Annotated in this window: 12 protein-coding genes; all 12 read right to left on the minus strand. The window is 55.2% G+C overall.

The genetic code is table 11. The features are described from left to right. Positions 1-56: 56 nt before the first annotated feature. The 12 genes from BF99_RS0112515 to BF99_RS20900 all read right to left on the minus strand — a co-directional run bounded on the left by BF99_RS0112515 (position 57) and on the right by BF99_RS20900 (position 16890). Positions 57-380: a Fic family protein gene (locus tag BF99_RS0112515; RefSeq protein ID WP_025771133.1), complete on the minus strand. Its 324-nt coding sequence runs from the start codon at positions 378-380 to the stop codon at positions 57-59. Positions 381-726: 346 nt separating this feature from the next. After that, a complete protein-coding gene (locus BF99_RS0112520) occupies positions 727-1098 on the minus strand; it encodes a hypothetical protein (RefSeq protein WP_025771134.1) in 372 nt (123 codons plus the stop codon). Between the two features lie 316 nt (positions 1099-1414). Beyond that, on the minus strand, positions 1415-1708 hold the full coding sequence (locus tag BF99_RS22995; RefSeq protein ID WP_156013301.1) for a hypothetical protein: 294 nt from the start codon (positions 1706-1708) through the stop codon (positions 1415-1417). 602 nt (positions 1709-2310) lie between these two features. After that, positions 2311-3576 carry an O-acetylhomoserine aminocarboxypropyltransferase/cysteine synthase family protein gene (locus BF99_RS0112535; protein WP_025771135.1) on the minus strand — a complete coding sequence of 422 codons (1266 nt, stop codon included), beginning with the start codon at positions 3574-3576 and terminating at the stop codon, positions 2311-2313. A 598-nt stretch (positions 3577-4174) separates the two neighbouring features. Continuing rightward, positions 4175-4921: a Qat anti-phage system TatD family nuclease QatD gene (qatD, locus tag BF99_RS22550; protein WP_081759255.1), complete on the minus strand. Its 747-nt coding sequence runs from the start codon at positions 4919-4921 to the stop codon at positions 4175-4177. Next, the gene (gene qatC / locus BF99_RS22555) at positions 4918-6192 is read right to left on the minus strand and encodes a Qat anti-phage system QueC-like protein QatC (protein WP_081759256.1); all 1275 of its coding nucleotides are present in this window, start codon (positions 6190-6192) and stop codon (positions 4918-4920) included. The genes qatD and qatC overlap by 4 nt, the downstream gene beginning before the upstream one ends. Then, positions 6193-6774, minus strand: coding sequence for a Qat anti-phage system associated protein QatB (gene qatB, locus BF99_RS0112550; protein ID WP_051482903.1), 582 nt, complete (start codon positions 6772-6774; stop codon positions 6193-6195). Positions 6775-6974: 200 nt separating this feature from the next. Beyond that, entirely contained in the window at positions 6975-8825 is a 1851-nt protein-coding gene (locus BF99_RS20895; RefSeq protein ID WP_038098282.1) for a KAP family P-loop NTPase fold protein, read from the minus strand. A 209-nt stretch (positions 8826-9034) separates the two neighbouring features. Beyond that, the gene (locus BF99_RS0112560) at positions 9035-10048 is read right to left on the minus strand and encodes a Wadjet anti-phage system protein JetD domain-containing protein (RefSeq protein ID WP_081759257.1); all 1014 of its coding nucleotides are present in this window, start codon (positions 10046-10048) and stop codon (positions 9035-9037) included. 91 nt (positions 10049-10139) lie between these two features. Then, positions 10140-14798, minus strand: a complete 4659-nt coding sequence (gene mukB, locus BF99_RS0112565) for a chromosome partition protein MukB (protein WP_025771141.1) — start codon at positions 14796-14798, stop codon at positions 10140-10142. Next, on the minus strand, positions 14795-15508 hold the full coding sequence (locus BF99_RS0112570) for a chromosome partition protein MukE (RefSeq protein ID WP_025771142.1): 714 nt from the start codon (positions 15506-15508) through the stop codon (positions 14795-14797). The genes mukB and BF99_RS0112570 overlap by 4 nt, the downstream gene beginning before the upstream one ends. After that, positions 15505-16890 (minus strand): condensin subunit MukF, encoded by a 1386-nt coding sequence (locus tag BF99_RS20900; protein ID WP_081759258.1) that lies wholly within the window; start codon positions 16888-16890, stop codon positions 15505-15507. Before BF99_RS20900 ends, BF99_RS0112570 begins: the two co-directional genes overlap by 4 nt. Positions 16891-17191: the final 301 nt, after the last annotated feature.

Here is a 17191-nt window from a genome sequence, read left to right on the forward strand (position 1 = left end):
TAATGAGGAATGACTTGGGGGGTGAACTTGCGGAAGATCGATGATCAATCTCCCGCTCACTGCTGCCCCGATAGGAGCAACGCCCACCCCAGCTCAGTCAAACGATACCTCTGGCTCCTGCTATTTGGCTTATCGGGAATCGTCATCTCAATTACACCCGCCTCCAAAGCCGGCTGGAGGTAGGCATCTCCGAAATGCTTACGATCCTTTAGCCCGATTGCCTGCAATAATTCCTGACGCGTCAAATCCCCGGATACACTCGCCAACAATGTCATGAATTGGGGGGTGACCTGAAAAGTCGCCTCTTTGAGAGATTGGGTAAGCCGCCCGCGCAAGGTAATCAGAACCTCAAACAGCGTCCCATCGACCGACTGGAACAATCACAGCCCGATCAACGAACTCATCGCCCCGAATGGGGTGCGGATGCTCTTTTCAAGTCGTCGAAAAGGACATCGCTGTGGGCATTGTCCATCCATCACGACAACGGGTCCTATGTATGTCAGCCATGCATTCCAAGATAAGATTCGTTGGTTAGGAGTCGACTCGTCGCCGTTCTTCGTTCGCTCATCAAAATGCAACGGCTGTGCCGAGCGATTCATCCGCTTTTCCAAGGGAAATCTGCTTTGGCTGGAAACTTACTTATGCATCAGAGGTCCTGCGACAAGCCATTCATCAGAGTTGTCCGAATAATTCTAGCATGCTACAGTAGCCTCATTGACATAGCATCTAGTCGATAACATAAACGATATTTGCTTCGTCTTTTCTTACTTTCATCTTTACACTATGAATCTTGTTGATTTTTGATACAATATTTCTTATCTTCCAATAAGCAAATCTTGTACTTTTGAATTTTTTGTCAATATACACAGTAATACAGTATGTCTTGGGATTGTTTTTGTCAAATAACTCTTGTGTTACATCAAATTCTTCTTTCTTAATCAAATCAAAAGCAGCCATTAACGCTTTCTCTTTCCTTCTAAGATAAAAATCATCAAGTATTGACGGTTTTTGTTTCGATTTTTGAAACGTATAAATCGCAAAGAAAAATCCCAATATTCCCAAAATATGAGAAACTAATTCAATCAAAAAAACGATCATTTTTTCTCCTTTGAATTTTCGTATTATTCCATTTTTATTAAATTACTATCCGCTTTTATAATTTTAGGATTGCAAAACATCAAATTCAGAAATATTTTTGACTGACCGAGATGCAATTCCATGGGCTGACATCAAATCACTCGCACCGTCACTTCGATCATACGTGGTACCGTCATTCTCGGTTTTCCGGGAGCGCCCGCCCTCTTGGTCTTTTGGCCGCTCTTGCCGTTTGTCATAAGACACATCTGTTATTCGCTATGATGATATCTCAATCGGTGTCTCAGATAATTCTAGGGCGGGGAACTTGCACTTTTATTCATTTCTCCTCTTTCCGATCTGGTTTTGGTTTTTGCGGTGGCTGTTTTAGTGGCACAGTGCCCGGAGGGAATGGTGCATTAGGATTCTTCGGTAATGGAGAATCTTGTGCCTGATGCCATTGAGTGTCATTTTCCTGATTGCGATCATTGTTGTCCGTGTTCATCAATTCTTCCTCATTGTCAAATATTCCAGAAGCAACCGGTCCGCCGGTCTCATTGTCGGTATAGTCTAACACTTTATTTGAATTCCGCAACATTTTTTCTAAGCAGGCCTTGCTTAATGAGCTGGACATCATGCAGGGGGGTCGGCATGGGACCTGCTTCAACGCGTGCTCCGGTCAGTTGGCGAAGCTGTCGGGCGAGGTCGAGATGGATGCGACGTATGGAGGGCTAACCAAGCACGCGGACAAGAAAAGGGTGACGAGCCCTCCGCCCTAGGGTCATTTGGGACAATCGCCAAGACCTTATTGTATGGGATAACGCAGATATTTCATAGATACGCCAAAGATAGGCCCATCAAGCGCAGCGGCTAGGGCTCCATCCCTCGAGGGCGATCGCGAGTCTTAGGCAGTGGAAGCCGAGAATAACGGCATGGGGTTGGATAAGAGTCTGCGCGGAGGCCGGTCGTTCGGGGCAACTCGGTCAAACAGCCGCCCGAGGCTATTTTTCCAACGACAACCGATATCGGCCGTTGGGTGATCGATGTTTTTGAGAAAAAACGCTGTCGAGAACGAGAATATGATGCCCGATATGCAAGGATCGGACATCAAGGGCCAAGGGACAGCGAGCAGTGTGGCTGACCGAGCACCGCAGATGACGAACCATCGACATCGGCGACCAACGGATCGGGCGGGATCGCTAGACCCCGCCCGAATCGCCGTGCCGAAAGCAAAGACTAGCCGAGGGCTTGGTCGATATCCTCGATGATATCTTCGATGTGCTCAATGCCGACCGATAGCCGGACGGTTGCCGGTGTAACGCCGACGGATGCCTGCTCCTCCTCAGTCAACTGGCGGTGCGTGGTGGATGCCGGGTGGCAGGCCAGCGATTTGGCGTCGCCGATGTTGACCAGTCGCTTGATCATTTTCAGGCGATCCTGAAAGCGGGTGCCGCCTTCGAAGCCGCCCTTGACGCCGAAGGTCAAGATACCTGAGGGGCGACCGCCTAGGTACTTTTTGGCCAGTTCGTGGTGGGCATGGCCGGGCAATCCGGCGTAGCTGACCCACTCCACTTGGCTGTGACCTTGCAGGTGCTTGGCCACCGCCAGGGCGTTGTCGCAATGGCGTTCCATACGAAGAGAGAGGGTTTCCAGCCCGACCAGCAGTTGCTGGGCCGACAATGCCGATAGCGCCGAGCCGGTATTGCGCAAAGGCACCGTGCGGGCGCGGCCGATATAAGCCGCCGGACCCAAAGCCTCGGTGTAGACCACCCCGTGATAACTCGGTTCGGGGTTGTTGAGCCCCGGATAACGCTCGGCGTGCTCGGCCCATGGGAACTGCCCCGAATCGACGATGATGCCGCCGAGCGTGGTGCCGTGTCCGCCGATGTATTTGGTCAGCGAGTGCACCACGATGTCGATGCCGTGCTCGATCGGCTTGAGTAGCGCCGGAGTGGCCACGGTGTTATCGGCGATGGTCGCCACCCCGTGGCTGCGAACCATCTCGGCCACCGCAGCGATGTCGATGATATTGCCCGCCGGATTGCCGATGGTCTCGAGGAACACCGCCTTGGTCTTGCCGTCGATGAGTTTGGCGAGATCCTCGGCACGGTCGGACTCGGAAAAGCGAACCTCGATGCCCAAGGCGGGCAGCATGTGAGCGAAGAGCGTGTAGGTACCGCCGTAGAGCTGCGGCACGGAGACGATGTTATCCCCCGCCGAGGCGATGTTGATCACGGCGTAGTGAATCGCCGCCGAGCCCGCCGACAGCGCCAAACCGGCGATACCCTTCTCCATCGCCGAGACGCGCTGCTCGAGCACATCGCAGGTGGGGTTCATGATGCGCGAATAGATATTGCCCGGCACAGCCAGATTGAACAGGTCCGCCCCGTGCTGGGAATCGTCGAATTCATAAGCCACGGTCTGGTAAACCGGCACGGCCACCGACTTGGTCGTGGGATCGGTCTGATACCCGCCATGAATGGCGATCGTTTCGTCTCTCATGGGGAAAGACTCCTGATTTCTCGAGCGGATCTTGCGGAAGTGCAAGCCCATCGGGGATTCATTATAGGGATGGGGTGAAATTGTGCAAGTGCACAATTTTCGAGAGAGCGCAACGCGAGGATGACCTGATAATCGCCCAGTGGTGCACGAGGGCTGCGTTCGGAATCGATGCCATCGGGCAGGTATGAGAGTGCCTAAGCAGCCGGAACCCCAAGCTTTTCCGACCCGCGCCATGAAGGGTTTTCGCAAGACAATGACAGATTATTTCTCGAAATTCGATCCCGAAATCGCTCCCCAAACAGCTAAGACACCCCGACAGGCGAATCCAAAGAGCATCCTCGGCAATGAAGGCCTATTCAAAAAAAGGCCTCATCAAGTCCATGTCTACGAACAATCCGTATTGCGGCGCACAAAATATGCTCGATATCATCTGACTACCTTTAAGTAGGCGCGTCTTTTGACTGGAATATCCGAAAAAACTCAGATATCAGAGCGACATCGCCCACGAAACGCCCGATATCCCCTTGAATAGCCTAAGCGCTTGGTCAAGGGATACAATTCAGGAAGTCTCACGATGATCGGCTTCTCAGATCTAGATTCAAGTTGACCGATTGATATTTGATGATTGGGCCAATAGATTCGCCAAATTCTCGTTCAATATCCGATCAACACTAGTGGAGTCGCTCTCCCAGCATTCAGCCAAACCCCTTACCGCAGCACCAACTTCCCAAGGAAGGATTGGTTTTCCGCCTATTCGGGCAAACGGTCCATCAGATTCGGTCAACACCCGCGCTTGTGGCATCCGCTTCGCCAAGTCTCTTCCACGCTTACTTGCTAGCATCGCCGGTCCAACGCTGAACCAGCATCCAAGTTCAACTGCCCGATGGAGTTCTCTGGGGGTGCCCGAAAACCAATGAAGGATGGGAAGACCGGCTCCCGGATGCGCTTCCAATACATCTAAAACGGGTGTGCTTGCACGTCGACTGTGAATCGACATGATTCTGCCTCCAAACTGTTCACAAGCCTCAAGAATATGTTGAAAGACATCAACCTGATCATTCCAATATCGTTTGAATTCAGAGGCTCCATCTAAACCAACCTCGCCTACATAAGCACTGTTGGGTAGTATCCGATCAAACAAATGTAATTCGGATTTTCGCTCGTGCGCAATCTGAGGATGAAGGCCTAGGGCGGTCAGCACCGTACCTCCACCTAGTTCCGATGTCCCTTTCCATGCGCTTGGCGTCGTAGTCACCGATAAGACATGAGCCTGTCGCTCACGGCATCCACGGGCAACTTCGTAGGGGTTCGGAAAAAGATCAATGTGACAATGAAAATCGATCATCGAACACCTTTATAATCAAGAAACTCCCCTAGTTCTCTAATCCCGCGATCAAGCATCTCTCTGTATGGAGCAAGATCGCCCATCAAAAAGGCGTTCAAATTGGTAGTCGCCAAAGAGTCTATGCCTTCTGATTTAACGGATGCCACAGCCATCGCTGCGCATCTCACGTCATCAAAACGCGAAAAATCAGGATGGTTTTTTGATAGGTCAGAATATATATAATCTGTTGTATCTTCTTTTTTCCATTTATGGAATGCAGCACGCCGAATGAGACAAGGCAGACAACGTCCACAATGTTTTTGACGACGTATGAAGCGACCGCAGCTTGTCGTTTCTGAAGCATATCTCTCAAGAGTATCTTGATTTTTACACTTACGGAGCATCTCTCCTTTCGTTTTTAACTTATAAGGATTAAAAATATTAATTTTTAGTTCAGCTGCATCAAGTAAATTCTGAAATAGATTAAGAAAAATCGGATGTGTGGTACGCGTACTGAGGCTTCCAATTCGTGCTAGCGTCAAAGGCGGGTTAATCGATATCAATCCATTTTCGCTAACATACAAATCAACGCATTCTCCTTCTTTATATTTTTTTAGCGCCGTAGCTGCCAGAACACCATAGGCTAGAAATATTATGGAGCGAGAGCGTTGAGATGTTTCGTTTTTTCCAGGGTTTTTCACATTGTGGTTTAGTTGCAAATGATTCGGTTCTTCACCAAACATCGATGCAAGCTTCCTCTGCAAACACTTATCTCCCCGTGAAACTTGGCTGACAAAATAGGGCTTTTTTCCTTTCGAAAACAGATCAATAGCACCGACGAAACTGTCAAGACCCCCAGATAACAGAGATACACAATCTCTATCAGGATATTCGGGCCTCTTTGGAGGTTCAGGAAGTAACCCGAGATCAATAAATTTCAACTGCCATCTATCGGTGGTTAAAAACTTCAATTGCCGTTCTAGCAGACTTTTATTATTGTTCCAAAAATCCGGATCGCCAACAGCAATCTCGAGAGCGACCTGGCGCGTCCAGCCGTCTGGAGTTTTGTTACGCCTTTCGGCTGTATCTGCACAGATGATAGACAGGGCAATCGAAAGGAGATCCCAAGCCCGCAGCGAAGGCACAATTCTATCCTTCTGTATTTGCCTAAGCAGCGACATACCAGCGGATCCCTCAGAAGGATCTCCGGCTTTATCGTAAAGTACGAATCGCCTATCGCCTTCTCGAAGGCGACCATGATTAGAGTTGGCAGGGCCACAAAAAATCGTCATTTATAGAGCCTCCTCAAACACACTCACTGCCGTATTGAGAGCATTATGAGCGACTTCTCTAATTTTTCTACCACTAAACACAGATACGTCGCTCACCATTCTTCTGAATGCTGCTGCCACCGTTTGCATAATATAGTCCCTCGCATCTTTGACACGAGATAAGCCACTATTAGTACTAGGTGCCTTCTCTTGAATAGTCTTACCAAGATCAAGGTAGAATCGATTGAATACACTCCGTGCAATATAGCACTCAACCGCAAACATCCGTTGTTCTTTTGACAAATTGAGTAAATCAGCATTTGGAAAACGTTTGAGTATATCAGAGAGAGATTTTTTTATAGAGTCACGGCTAGATTCATCATCCAAAGTGCCATCAATGGGACATACGACATCAACAAGCATGTCCATAATTTCATTGACGCTGCAACCTGAAAGAACATCAGTATCTAGCTCATTTTCCAAAGCACCTGACAATGCGTCAAAGAGCGTACCAGCTATGTGGATAGTGCTACCAAAACGACGCACTGCAACACCACTTCCACCTAGGCCTTTATGGATATAGTGCGCCACTCCTTTTTTCATATCGTTTAGTAAACCAGTATCAGCAAACCTGCCTATCCTTAGTCGTGCACCGCGAAAACGCCCAGGTGGTGCCATGGGCGCAGGTTGCGACACCGCATCGTCCCTAGAGTCGTCGTCATCCAGAGGATCAGGTGATTGCACCCAAGGCGGCACCATGGACGTACCTGAGGGCGATCCCGAGCTTGATAGCGATGTGCCCATTATTTTTTCCTTGAGACTTTGATAGATTTTTTAACGGATTCACTTACTTTATCATTTTTCTCCCATTTTGTCAAAATATCGGTAGCCCAAGGCTCATCGCTGATCCTAGGAACAATACTAGGCTTGATCTGGTCGGGTGGGCGGTCGCTTAAGAATCCGGCAACACGCGGGCCCAGCGATAAATCGGCTTTGGCAACAGATATACAAGCATCTAGGATCGGCGGTGCACCCCATTTCTGTTCGCGCCCTGCTCTTTCAAGTACTTTGTCCATGATTATGCTAATTTCTGCTCGAGGCAATGCGGTCAAACGATCATGCAATTTCTCAGCCATTTCAGGATTCCCAAGGATAGCAGAAAGCAGATCTATTCCTTCCGATGATAACCTGTCTCCTGGCGTGATCAGAGGCGCATGCTCACGACTAACGTAAAGTACACCACGCATATCTGTATCAGCGAGCGATGGCTTGATTCGAAGCCACTCGCGAATGAAGGGATCATCCCATATATGATCTAGATCATATTTCTCTTCAGTTGCTGCCTTCTGTTCCCATTCAGTAAGAAAGGTTGGCTTGCCATCAGGATCACTATTCACCGCTGACATTAAGGCTTCATAGGCCTTTGGATTACCACATCGCTCAAAGAGAAGCATCTTGGCTAACACCGCCTCGTCGACACCGACACCATGAGCTCGCGAGATAGCCATTCTGATTGAGAGTGCATTTAGGAAACGCTTGACAAGGCGAGGATTGCCAGCGATCTGTCTGGCGTTCGCCATAATCGGAGCCAAACGATCAGCCGTATCAAAGCGCGCAACGAGATCGGATGGCGCATCTGGGAAAACCTTTATCATGAAGCCTCTATCAACCCGCTCACCGCGCCAAGTCTTGGCGAGCTGTGCACAAACACTCTTGCGTATTGCCTCTTTTTGGGAAGCATCTATTTCAGCTGCTTCAATAAAGAGCAGTAGCATGTAAGCGCGTACTTCTTGCGTACCAAGAGGAGGAACGCGAATCGGTATCTGTATAAGCTTATCAAAATAATTAAGGATGAGTTCATCTTCGATATTTCCAAAATGCTGCCGAACGGCATGCTTGATCATCGACTCATCGGCAGCGATAACAAAAGCTGTGCGATTCAGGAACAAGAATAACCTTATCGCTTCTAGCGTCGAAATAGTGGTGGGAGGCAAACAACGATCCAAATCGTCGATAAGCACAACCAGTGTCACGTCCATCTGATCGAGCGTTCGCTCGAAGCATTCCCGGATAGCGTGAATCTCGCTTGGTGGTGAGAGTACCGGTTTTGATTTGATCAGACCTTCGGTTTTCGGTAAAACATCAACACCCTGACTCTCGATATCTCCGGTGCTGCCTTCAGTCAGATCGTCTCGAAAAGCCCTCTTGCCAAATCCAACGGCTTCGCCGAGCAGTCCGGTCGGCAGCAACCCTAGGTTAGCCGCAAGTGCAGACTCCGCACTCAACTTGGCGACACGAAGCCAATTCACTCGCTGCAGAAGTCCTTTGGCCTTGTCAACACCCGTCTTTCGCTCTTCAGCCTCTTCGTTGAGCTTTGTTGCAATGACGTCGAGCAGTGCGGCGCGAGCATCATCATAGCCCTGATATAGCCAAGCATTGAACTCCACATAGATGAACTTCTTAGGGTTATTCTGGTTTTTTTCTTCAAGCGATGCACGCACGAGCTTGATCATCGAAGACTTGCCAGCACCCCACGAACCTGATATGCCGATCGACGTCGGCCGCCCGGCCGCCTGTGTAATGATCTCAGCGACCGTGCCAGCAACACCCGAAAAATTCAGGAAATCTCTTTCCGTTTCGTTATCAGGCCACATGGGCTATGGATCTCAATCTGACCGTCAGAGCAACTGTTCTTGTTCGGGATTGGTGGACATCCGAAATTTGGACATATTCTCATCTCTCGATTTTTTTGAAACAGCGCTTAGATCTTGACTCAAAGAGAATTGTATATGAGTTTTGGTACAAAACAGAAAAATATCTAGGGACTGTGCGGAGCCGAGTATTGCGAAAATACAAGATGTTGTCAAATCGTTTCATTGAAAGGCTCGGCCATCAGCATCTCTTCGAGGGCGTCAGGGGTGCGGGGATCGAGGACGATGCGTTCTTGTTCGAGCCAAAGGCCTTGGGAGGCGAGTCGGCGGACTCGGGTGGGGGCGAAGGTGAGGTCGAGGTCTTGGGGCCAAACGGTTCTTTGGGCGGTGGTATCGGTGAGGTCGAACCAGAATTCGGGGAGGAACCATCTCAAGTCGGGGATGCGTTTTTGTAGGTGCAGCATGATGCGCACTCCGTTGGGGTCTATGTCGCCGAAGTGGATGACGGGGGTGTTTTCGATGGATTTTTCGATGCGATCGAGTAGGCGAGCGACGGTGGCGGTATCCCATCCGGGGACGTATGCCAATAGCCAGCCCGGTGGGGGTGGCAGGTCGCGCCAAGCTCCCAAGTTTTCGATGAGGAGAACGGCGCGGATGCTGCCTTGGAAGGTGAGATCATCGAGCAGGGCTCGTTCGGGGATGGATACTTCGCCGAGGATGGCGGCGACTTGGGCGAGATCGATGGTTCCCTTGGGCGTTCTTGCGGATAGATCGGACGGGGGGCGTAGCCTGATCGAGCCGTCTTGGGTGGGGGCGGTCTCGCCGAGGGCTTGTCTTCTGGATTCGGTCAGGGAGGCTTTGGAATGGGTGGCGACGAGGGATGCGGCGGTGCGGCGATTGATGCGTTCGGGGAGTTCTTCGGGGATGTCGGTGGCGCGCTTCATATCGCGCAGGCGGGAGTGGCCCTCGGGGGTCGGTGGCAATCCCGCGGTGTTCAAATCCGCGAGCACGCTTTGCCATTCGGGCCAGACTCGGTCGATGAGTTCGACAAGGCTCTCTCGGCGCTCTTCGACCAAGGCGATCTCTTTGCGGCGGCCGGTCAATCGTGTCCAAGGAAGGGCGGCGAGGGTGTCGTAAATCTCTCGCTGGGAGTGGCGGCGTTTGAGGGTGCCTCGGGATACCAACTCCAGCAGGGCTAAGCGGGCGTCTTCATTCTCCCAGATCATGCTTCGGGGCTCGCGCTTCGATCGCCGACGAATGCTTTATGAGGCTCAATGGATTCCGAAGGCGCCAAGGGGCATGTTCTTCTTCGCCGGATCACGAATCCGATCTCGCTCTTCGGCCGCTGACGATGACCGTCTCTCGACCCTCGCCGTCGCTTCGGCGTACCAAATGATAGGTGGTATTGCCGCCCGCCTTGGCGACCTCGGGGGCGGCGATCAGCAGTTGCAAGTCAAGTGCCCGGCATAAGTTGAATAGAACCCCGATATTGTCTTGGGAGAGGCGGTTGGCTTCGTCGAGGAATAAAAAGCGTAAGGAACCGTGGCTTCGTTTGCCGCGCAGCAGGTTGGCATCTCGCTCCCATTCGGTCAGCACCACCATCATCAATGCCGCGCCCACGCCGATGGCCTCGCCGGTGGAAAGGCGGGTGGGATTCGCCGCCTCCCAGTCGGTACCGGAACGACGACGGACCTGCACCTGCAATTCAATGTACTCGCGATAATCCAACAGTTGCAGGCCATCGTTGCGTTTACCGCCGCCGTAACAGGCGAAGATCTCTTCCAGAGCTTGCTCGACGGGCATGTTTTCATCGAAGAGCAGCCCCTGCACGGCACCTTTTTTGAGTGCATCGAGCACCTGATGCATGCGTTCGCCCCGCTCGAAGGTCACCCGAATCCGCTCGATGCTGCCGAAGTTGACCCCTTTGATATTCTGATTGAGACGGGAGAGTTGGGAGCGCGCCTTGCGGATTTGAACGTCGATCGCGCCGGCGACATCACTGCTTTCGCCGCGAAGGTCGTCCTCTTGCCGATCCAAACGCTCTTCCAAATCGGTCAATCGATCGCGCAGCCTTAGCAGCGCCTCTCGCGGATCGTCCACCTCCGCCACCTGCGCCGGCAAGCGGCGGCGCAGCCAATCGCGCACATCGAGCCACAGATCCAAGACGGTATCGGCGAACCCTTCGGCATCGCCATCCATGGCGAACGCCTCGACCTTGGCGAGCAGATCTTGCGCCTTGTGAGCGTTTCGCAGTCTCTCTGCGAGCAACGCCCTTTGCTTATCGGACTCTTGCGCGAGATTGCCGAGGGCGCGGCGGGGCATCGGGGCATCGCTCGCCTCACCGTCTTCGGATGCAAGGACGCCCGGATGCAGGTTTTTCTCGGCCACCGTCGCTTGCAGGCGCTCCCAGCGTTCGATCATCGGGATGGAGTCTCGTTGCTCGGCGGCGGCCTTTTCCTTCGCATCATTGCACTCCTTTTCCGCCTGCCTGCGCTCGGAATCGCGGGCGCCTTTATCCGTCATCAATGCATTGTGCGATGCTTGCACCGAGTGCATCTCCTCTTGCAACCGGTGCACCTGCTCGCGCGCGGACTCGAGGGCGGCGGGCGTGGGATCGGCAACTCCGAGTTCGTCGAAGCGCCGCTGCGCCGCGCGGTGCTGTTCGAGCGCCGCCCGACGCACACCATCGGCACTCTGCCAGGAAGCCTTGGCATCATCGAAGGCGTTTTCGGCCGATTCAAAGGCCGCTTCGGCCTCGTCAAGGGCCGCCTTCGTTTGCCGATCCCGCTCTTCGAAGACCGGAGCCAGCGATCGCTTCTCTTCGAGGGCCGCCGGGGCATCCTCCCAACCGAGGGCATCGACATTGTCGGCGACGAACTCCATGGACTCGATCGCGGTATCCAAGCGATCGCGCTCATCCGAAAGGTGTTTCAGCTCGGCTTCGAGGTTTGATGCCTCTTCCGGCGAAAGCGGCGGGCTCCTTAATATGTGGAGGCGATCTTGGACAACCTGAGCCGCCTTTGCGCAGCGCCGGACTTCGGCCTGCGCCTTTTTCGCCTCTTCGTGCTCGCGCTCGAGGGTGTTGCGCCGGTGGGCATGGTCGGGGGGATCGAGCAATAGCGCGGCGGCGAGCAGTTCGCGCAAGGACTCGATGCCGGGCTCGATGATGCGGGCTTCGTTCCGAGCCCGGTCGGCATCGGCGAGGTGGCTCTCCTGCTGCTTGTCGAGCCCCGCTATCCGGCGACGGACCGATGCCAGCATCGATGCCGGATCGCCCTCCAGCCATAAGGCTTGTCCGGCAAGCAAGGCCTCGCTCGCATCGGCCAAGCGCTCGAGGCGGCGGCGCTTCTTACGCACTTCATCGACCTTGGTATCCGATGCATCGGCCTCGGTGCGCAGTTCCTCGGCGCGTTTTTCGCGCGCCTTTCGACCCAGCCGCGGGCGGGTCGGGATCCTCGTGATGCGGGTGGCTTGCACTTCGTTGACGATGATGTCCTTGGGGTTTGAGTTCGCGGCAGGGACGCTTGCGGGGGATAGGCTTGCCGGGGATGCGTTCGCCGACGGGGTGGCCGCTCCCTCGATTCGCTTCGCCTTCTTTGCTTGCCCGACTCTCCTCGCCGAGGCCGCAGCGCCGTTCGCAGCGCCCGCGCCGAGGCCCGACATATCCTCGTCTCGGCCAACGAGCCAGATATCATGAAGGGAGTCGGGGCGATCGCGAATCTCCTCGCAAGCCATGACCGCTGCCGGATCGTCCACGACCAACGCTTGGACCAGCGGCCCCAATCTGGCCTCCAGCACGGCGGCATCTTCGATGGACGCATCCTCGAAGGCTCCGGCCAGGAGCTCCGCCTCCAAGCGATCTTTGAGCCGCAGCAGCTCGGGATCGAAAGGTCCGCCCGACGCCAGGAGTTCTCGCGCCTGCGCTCTTAGATCCTCTTGCTTTGCAACGAGTTCCGCCTCGCTCGCCTTGATCTCTTCCAAGCGCTGCATCACCGTCGTTCGCGCCGCCTTGATATCTGAAAGCGTTTTCAAGGCGTTTTGGGGCGCATCGGGGGATGATTCGGTGGGCGAGTCGGGGGACGAATCGGGAATATCTTCCGCCAGATAATCGATCAGATATCGGGCATGGGCCGCAAGTTCGCGCCAGATCGGTTCGCTGTCTTCGATCTCTTTTTGTCGGGCGCGAGCCGCATCCAGCAAGCGCCGACGCTCTTGCGCCTGCGCCTCCATCTCGCGGGCTCGCTCCAACAATCGCTCTCGCTCCTTCTCCTTATCTCCCAATCGCTCGGTGATCTCGATGCGGGCGGGGCGCGTACCGGAAAGGGCAAGCCCTAAAGCCCGGGCTTGCTCCTTGGCCTTGGCTTGGCGCTCGGCGAGATCGCAAGCCCGCTCGAGTTCGGCGGCGATCTCATCGAGGCGATCGAGCAAGGCTTCCTGTTTGCGAAAGCGATGAAGGCGCTTCGATGCGGTATCGAAGACGGCATCGGGCTCGATGGTTGCATCGCCCTCGGTTCCATCACTCATCGACCCCTCGCCCATGAACATCAGCGCCTCGAAGGCGGCGGTGTAGGCTTGCCGGTGGGCATCGTGGTCGGCGAGCCTTTGCTTGGCATCTCGCCGGGAGCGGTCGGTGTTTTCGAGCCGGACCTTGGTCCTTGCCAAAAGATCGGCGATTGTCTCGGGAGCGAGATCGTCGATTTCGAGTAGCCGCTGCGCTCGGTGTTTGTGGCGCTGCGCTTGTCGATAGGCTCCGGCGCGGCGATGCAGATCGTTATAGCCTTGTTGAAAATCGATCAGGCCTTCCGATGATGCTTTGCGTTCTTCCCGACGGCGATCTCTGGTTTTGCGGCACTGGGCTTGGGTCTCTTCTCGCTCTTTGCGCTCATGCGCCGCCTTTTGCGTTCGCTCGGAGGCAATCGCCAACTCCTCGCTCCGGCGGGTCACTTCATCGGCCGCTGACAGGGCTCTTTCAAGGCGCGAGCGTCTTTCTTGTGCAGCATCGATCTGCGACTTCAATGCCTCTTGATAAGCCCCCTTTTCCTCGAGTGCCTTGCAAACGCGGGCGTATCGATCTTGGGCTTGGGCAAGGCGTTCATTCGCTTTGCGATGCGCCTCTTTCGCCTCGGCCACGCGCCGGGCGTGTTTTTCGGCCCGCTCGCGGGTGGCGAAGAAGGCCGCGGCGAACATGGCCTGCCCCGCCTCGAAGACATCGCCGATCTCTTTTTGCAACTGCTGCGATTGCCGGACCTCGGTGCGCGTTCGCCGGCAGGCATCGAGGTTGGACTTCATACGCTGCAAGGTGTCGGCAAGCCCACTCTCCTCTTTGAACAAGAAGGAGCGCAACTCCGATGTGATCGCCCGCGAGATGCCGCCGGTCATGCTGGTCCTTAGCATCTCGTTGAACTTGCCGCGCTCCTCGTTCGTTCCCAATCGCAGCGGCGTGACGCCGTGCTCGAAAAGGGCCGCGAAATATTCGCGCACACTGCCGAAGAGTTGTAAGCGACCGCCGTTGCGAGCGGCGTTCTCGCGCAACTCGTCGATCTCGGGAACGACCTCGTCATCGCCTTGAGCCAGCAAGAGCACATCTTGCAGGCGAACGGCCGCATCGAGGTCGGTGATGATGAAGGGCTTGGTATCGACCGTGGGCTCGCTCTTTTTCTCCAAGTGCACCCCGGCGATGAGCCGCCGACCGGAGGCGATGGAGAAATCGATGACCGAGTATGCCGGGCGGCCGGGTTCGCCCAAGCGCCCCCAGATCCCCTTGTCTCCGCCGGTCGCACCGGTCTCGCCCAAGTTGGTGAAGCGCAATCGGGACATATCCGGCAAGAGCACGAGATAGGCTGCGATCATCACCGTGGTCTTGCCCGCTCCGTTGCTCCCTTCGAGGGCGGTTACGTGGCGGTCCATGAGGTAGCGTTCGTAGAAGACGCCCCTCCAATTGACGAGGGCGAGGGCTTGGACGTGGGTACGGCTCATGCACTCGTCTCCGGTTCGTCTTCGGGGGCTTCGTCTTCCGCCTCCGGATCGCTCGGGTCGACGCCGGGGTCGGCATTGAGATCGGCATCGTCGAGATCGATCTCCCCGCTTGCGACCAAACGCTCCAATGCGGCGGAGCAATCTTTCGATCCCCGCACCGGCTCGACAAAACGCATCAATGACGGGCGAAGGCGAAGCCTTCCTCCATCGAGGGTGTCGATGAAGCCGAGCTCCGCAAGCCTTCTCAATGCTTCGGCGACCTTGTTGCGGATGATCTCGGCGAAGATCCGCTCGTTGAATTTTTTGCGCCGACGGGGATCGAGGATGCGCACGAGCGTTTCCGCCCCCAACATCCCTTGGAGCCTTTGTAGAAGAGTTTGGCGTTCGACCACGCCTGCGTATTGCAAGGCCGCAGGATCCAAGTACATCAGCGCAAGGGTCTGGCCGATGAGCATCTCGCCGGTGGATAGCCGCCTTCGGTCGAGCCGATCTCCCGAGGGCAAGAGATAGAAATAGCCGTCCGATGGATGCACCAACTCGCAGCCGAAGCGCCGATAGAAGGGCTCCAAGTGATCCAAGGCATCGATGAGGTATTGATAGGCGGTGCCATCGTCCAAGCTCAGATGGCGCCCGCGGCGCAAGGCGAGATCCACCCCCGGGAAATGCTCGTCGGCGATGGCTTCTTCCAGCGATTCGAAGGAGGATGTCATCGCTTCGGCGCTCGCTCCGGCTCCGGCTCCGGCTCTGGCCGGGGTACCCGCGGGGATGCCGGCCGGGGTGCTTGCCCGAGCGCTCGCTCTTTCGATAGATCCCAATCCTCGAGTTCCAGATCGGGCATGACGGCCCGCCACGGCCGCTCGCGACCGCTGCGCACCGAGGCGATGCCGGCGAGCGCATCGGCCACGCGACCGGCGGCGATGTAGTGCTTATGCGCCGGCAGTTCGGCCAATACGCGCTCGGTGATCTCGGCCAATGTCTCGGCTCCCTCGCTCAAAGACGCCTCGACCAAAGCCTTGACCGATACATCGATATCCAACTCGCTATCGGGATCCACGAGATCCGGCGAGACCTCCCGCTCCATGCGCGGCCTCATGACCGCCGGACGCTCCACCCGCGATTCGACCGGGCGCAGCAGCCGGATCGAGGGCGTTGACGCCACGAACAACCGAAAGCGGGGCGAGGGTCGGTTCATGATGAGATCGCGCAATCGCTGACTCAACGCCCGATCCGGATCGAGGCGCACGACATCTCGAAGATAGCGATGAACATACTGATAGTAATCCGACCATGCCCGCTGCCTTTCGCGGCCCCAAGCGCCGATGCGATCGATATGCTCGATCAGGCGTTGCGCGGCCTCCTCGGGCACGGTTTGATCCGCCTTGGATGCCTCGCTTTGAATGTCTTGCAGCAAGGCGAGGAGGTGATGCGTATCACGAAGGAGAACCTCGTTGAGTTCTCTTAGCGTCTCGGTCGTCGTATCGAGCAGGGCTTGGGACCGATCGACCGCGCCGAACCAATCGGCCTGCAAGAGATCGGCGATTTCCCTTTGCACCTCCTCTTGCCGAGCATCGAGACCGCGCTGCCGACGCTCGATACCGCCGACGAGATCGCCGACCGTTACCTGCAGCGGGGCCGCCACCTTCTCTTGCCAAGCCTGTTCGGTGTCGGCGTGCTTGACGGCAGCGAGGATCTCGGTGAGATGAGACCGCAGCGTACCCGTGAGCAGGCTCAGACTCTCGCGCGTCAGCCTCTCGTCATCGAAGAAAAACTCGACGATCGAAGTCGCCAGCCGCGTCAGCGAATAATCGCCGGGCCTGATGATGCCCGACCCATCCACCCGAGCCAACAAGCGCTGATCGCGAAGCCGCTGAATGGTATAGGTCGCCCTCACCCGCGGCCGCTCCGTATCGGGCTCGACCACTTCGCAAACCTGCTCGAATAGATCGATGAGCGTGTCCTCTTCCAAAGAATCGACCGACCGCTTGCTCCGCAGATAAAGACCCGCCAAGAAACACAAGTCAAGGGTCTTCAAATCCAGCTGAACGCTATCTCGCACAAGAGCGGAAATCAGTCGATTCGCATCCGACGACATCGCAGGCTCCTAGCCAATCATCAGTGCACCGCGGGGCTCTTGCAGGGTTATCCGGTGATATCCGCGGGGTGCTTGGGGGGATTCGGTTTTTGGCCAATCTAAGGGATGAAAGTGCAACATTGACCACAGTAAAGTATCCTATCGATGTATTTTATGCTCATCCTTGGTAACAACCCCCGCCTCGGAGTATCTGGGAAACCCAATTAAGACCCGATCCAAAATCCGATCATAGGTGATAACGGGCGTTCCATAACAAAGCAGACATTCGACCGCTTCTTCGTAAACTCGATACCGAATTCGG

The organism is Thioalkalivibrio sp. HK1, assembly GCA_000583135.1.
GTDB lineage: Bacteria > Pseudomonadota > Gammaproteobacteria > HK1 > HK1 > HK1.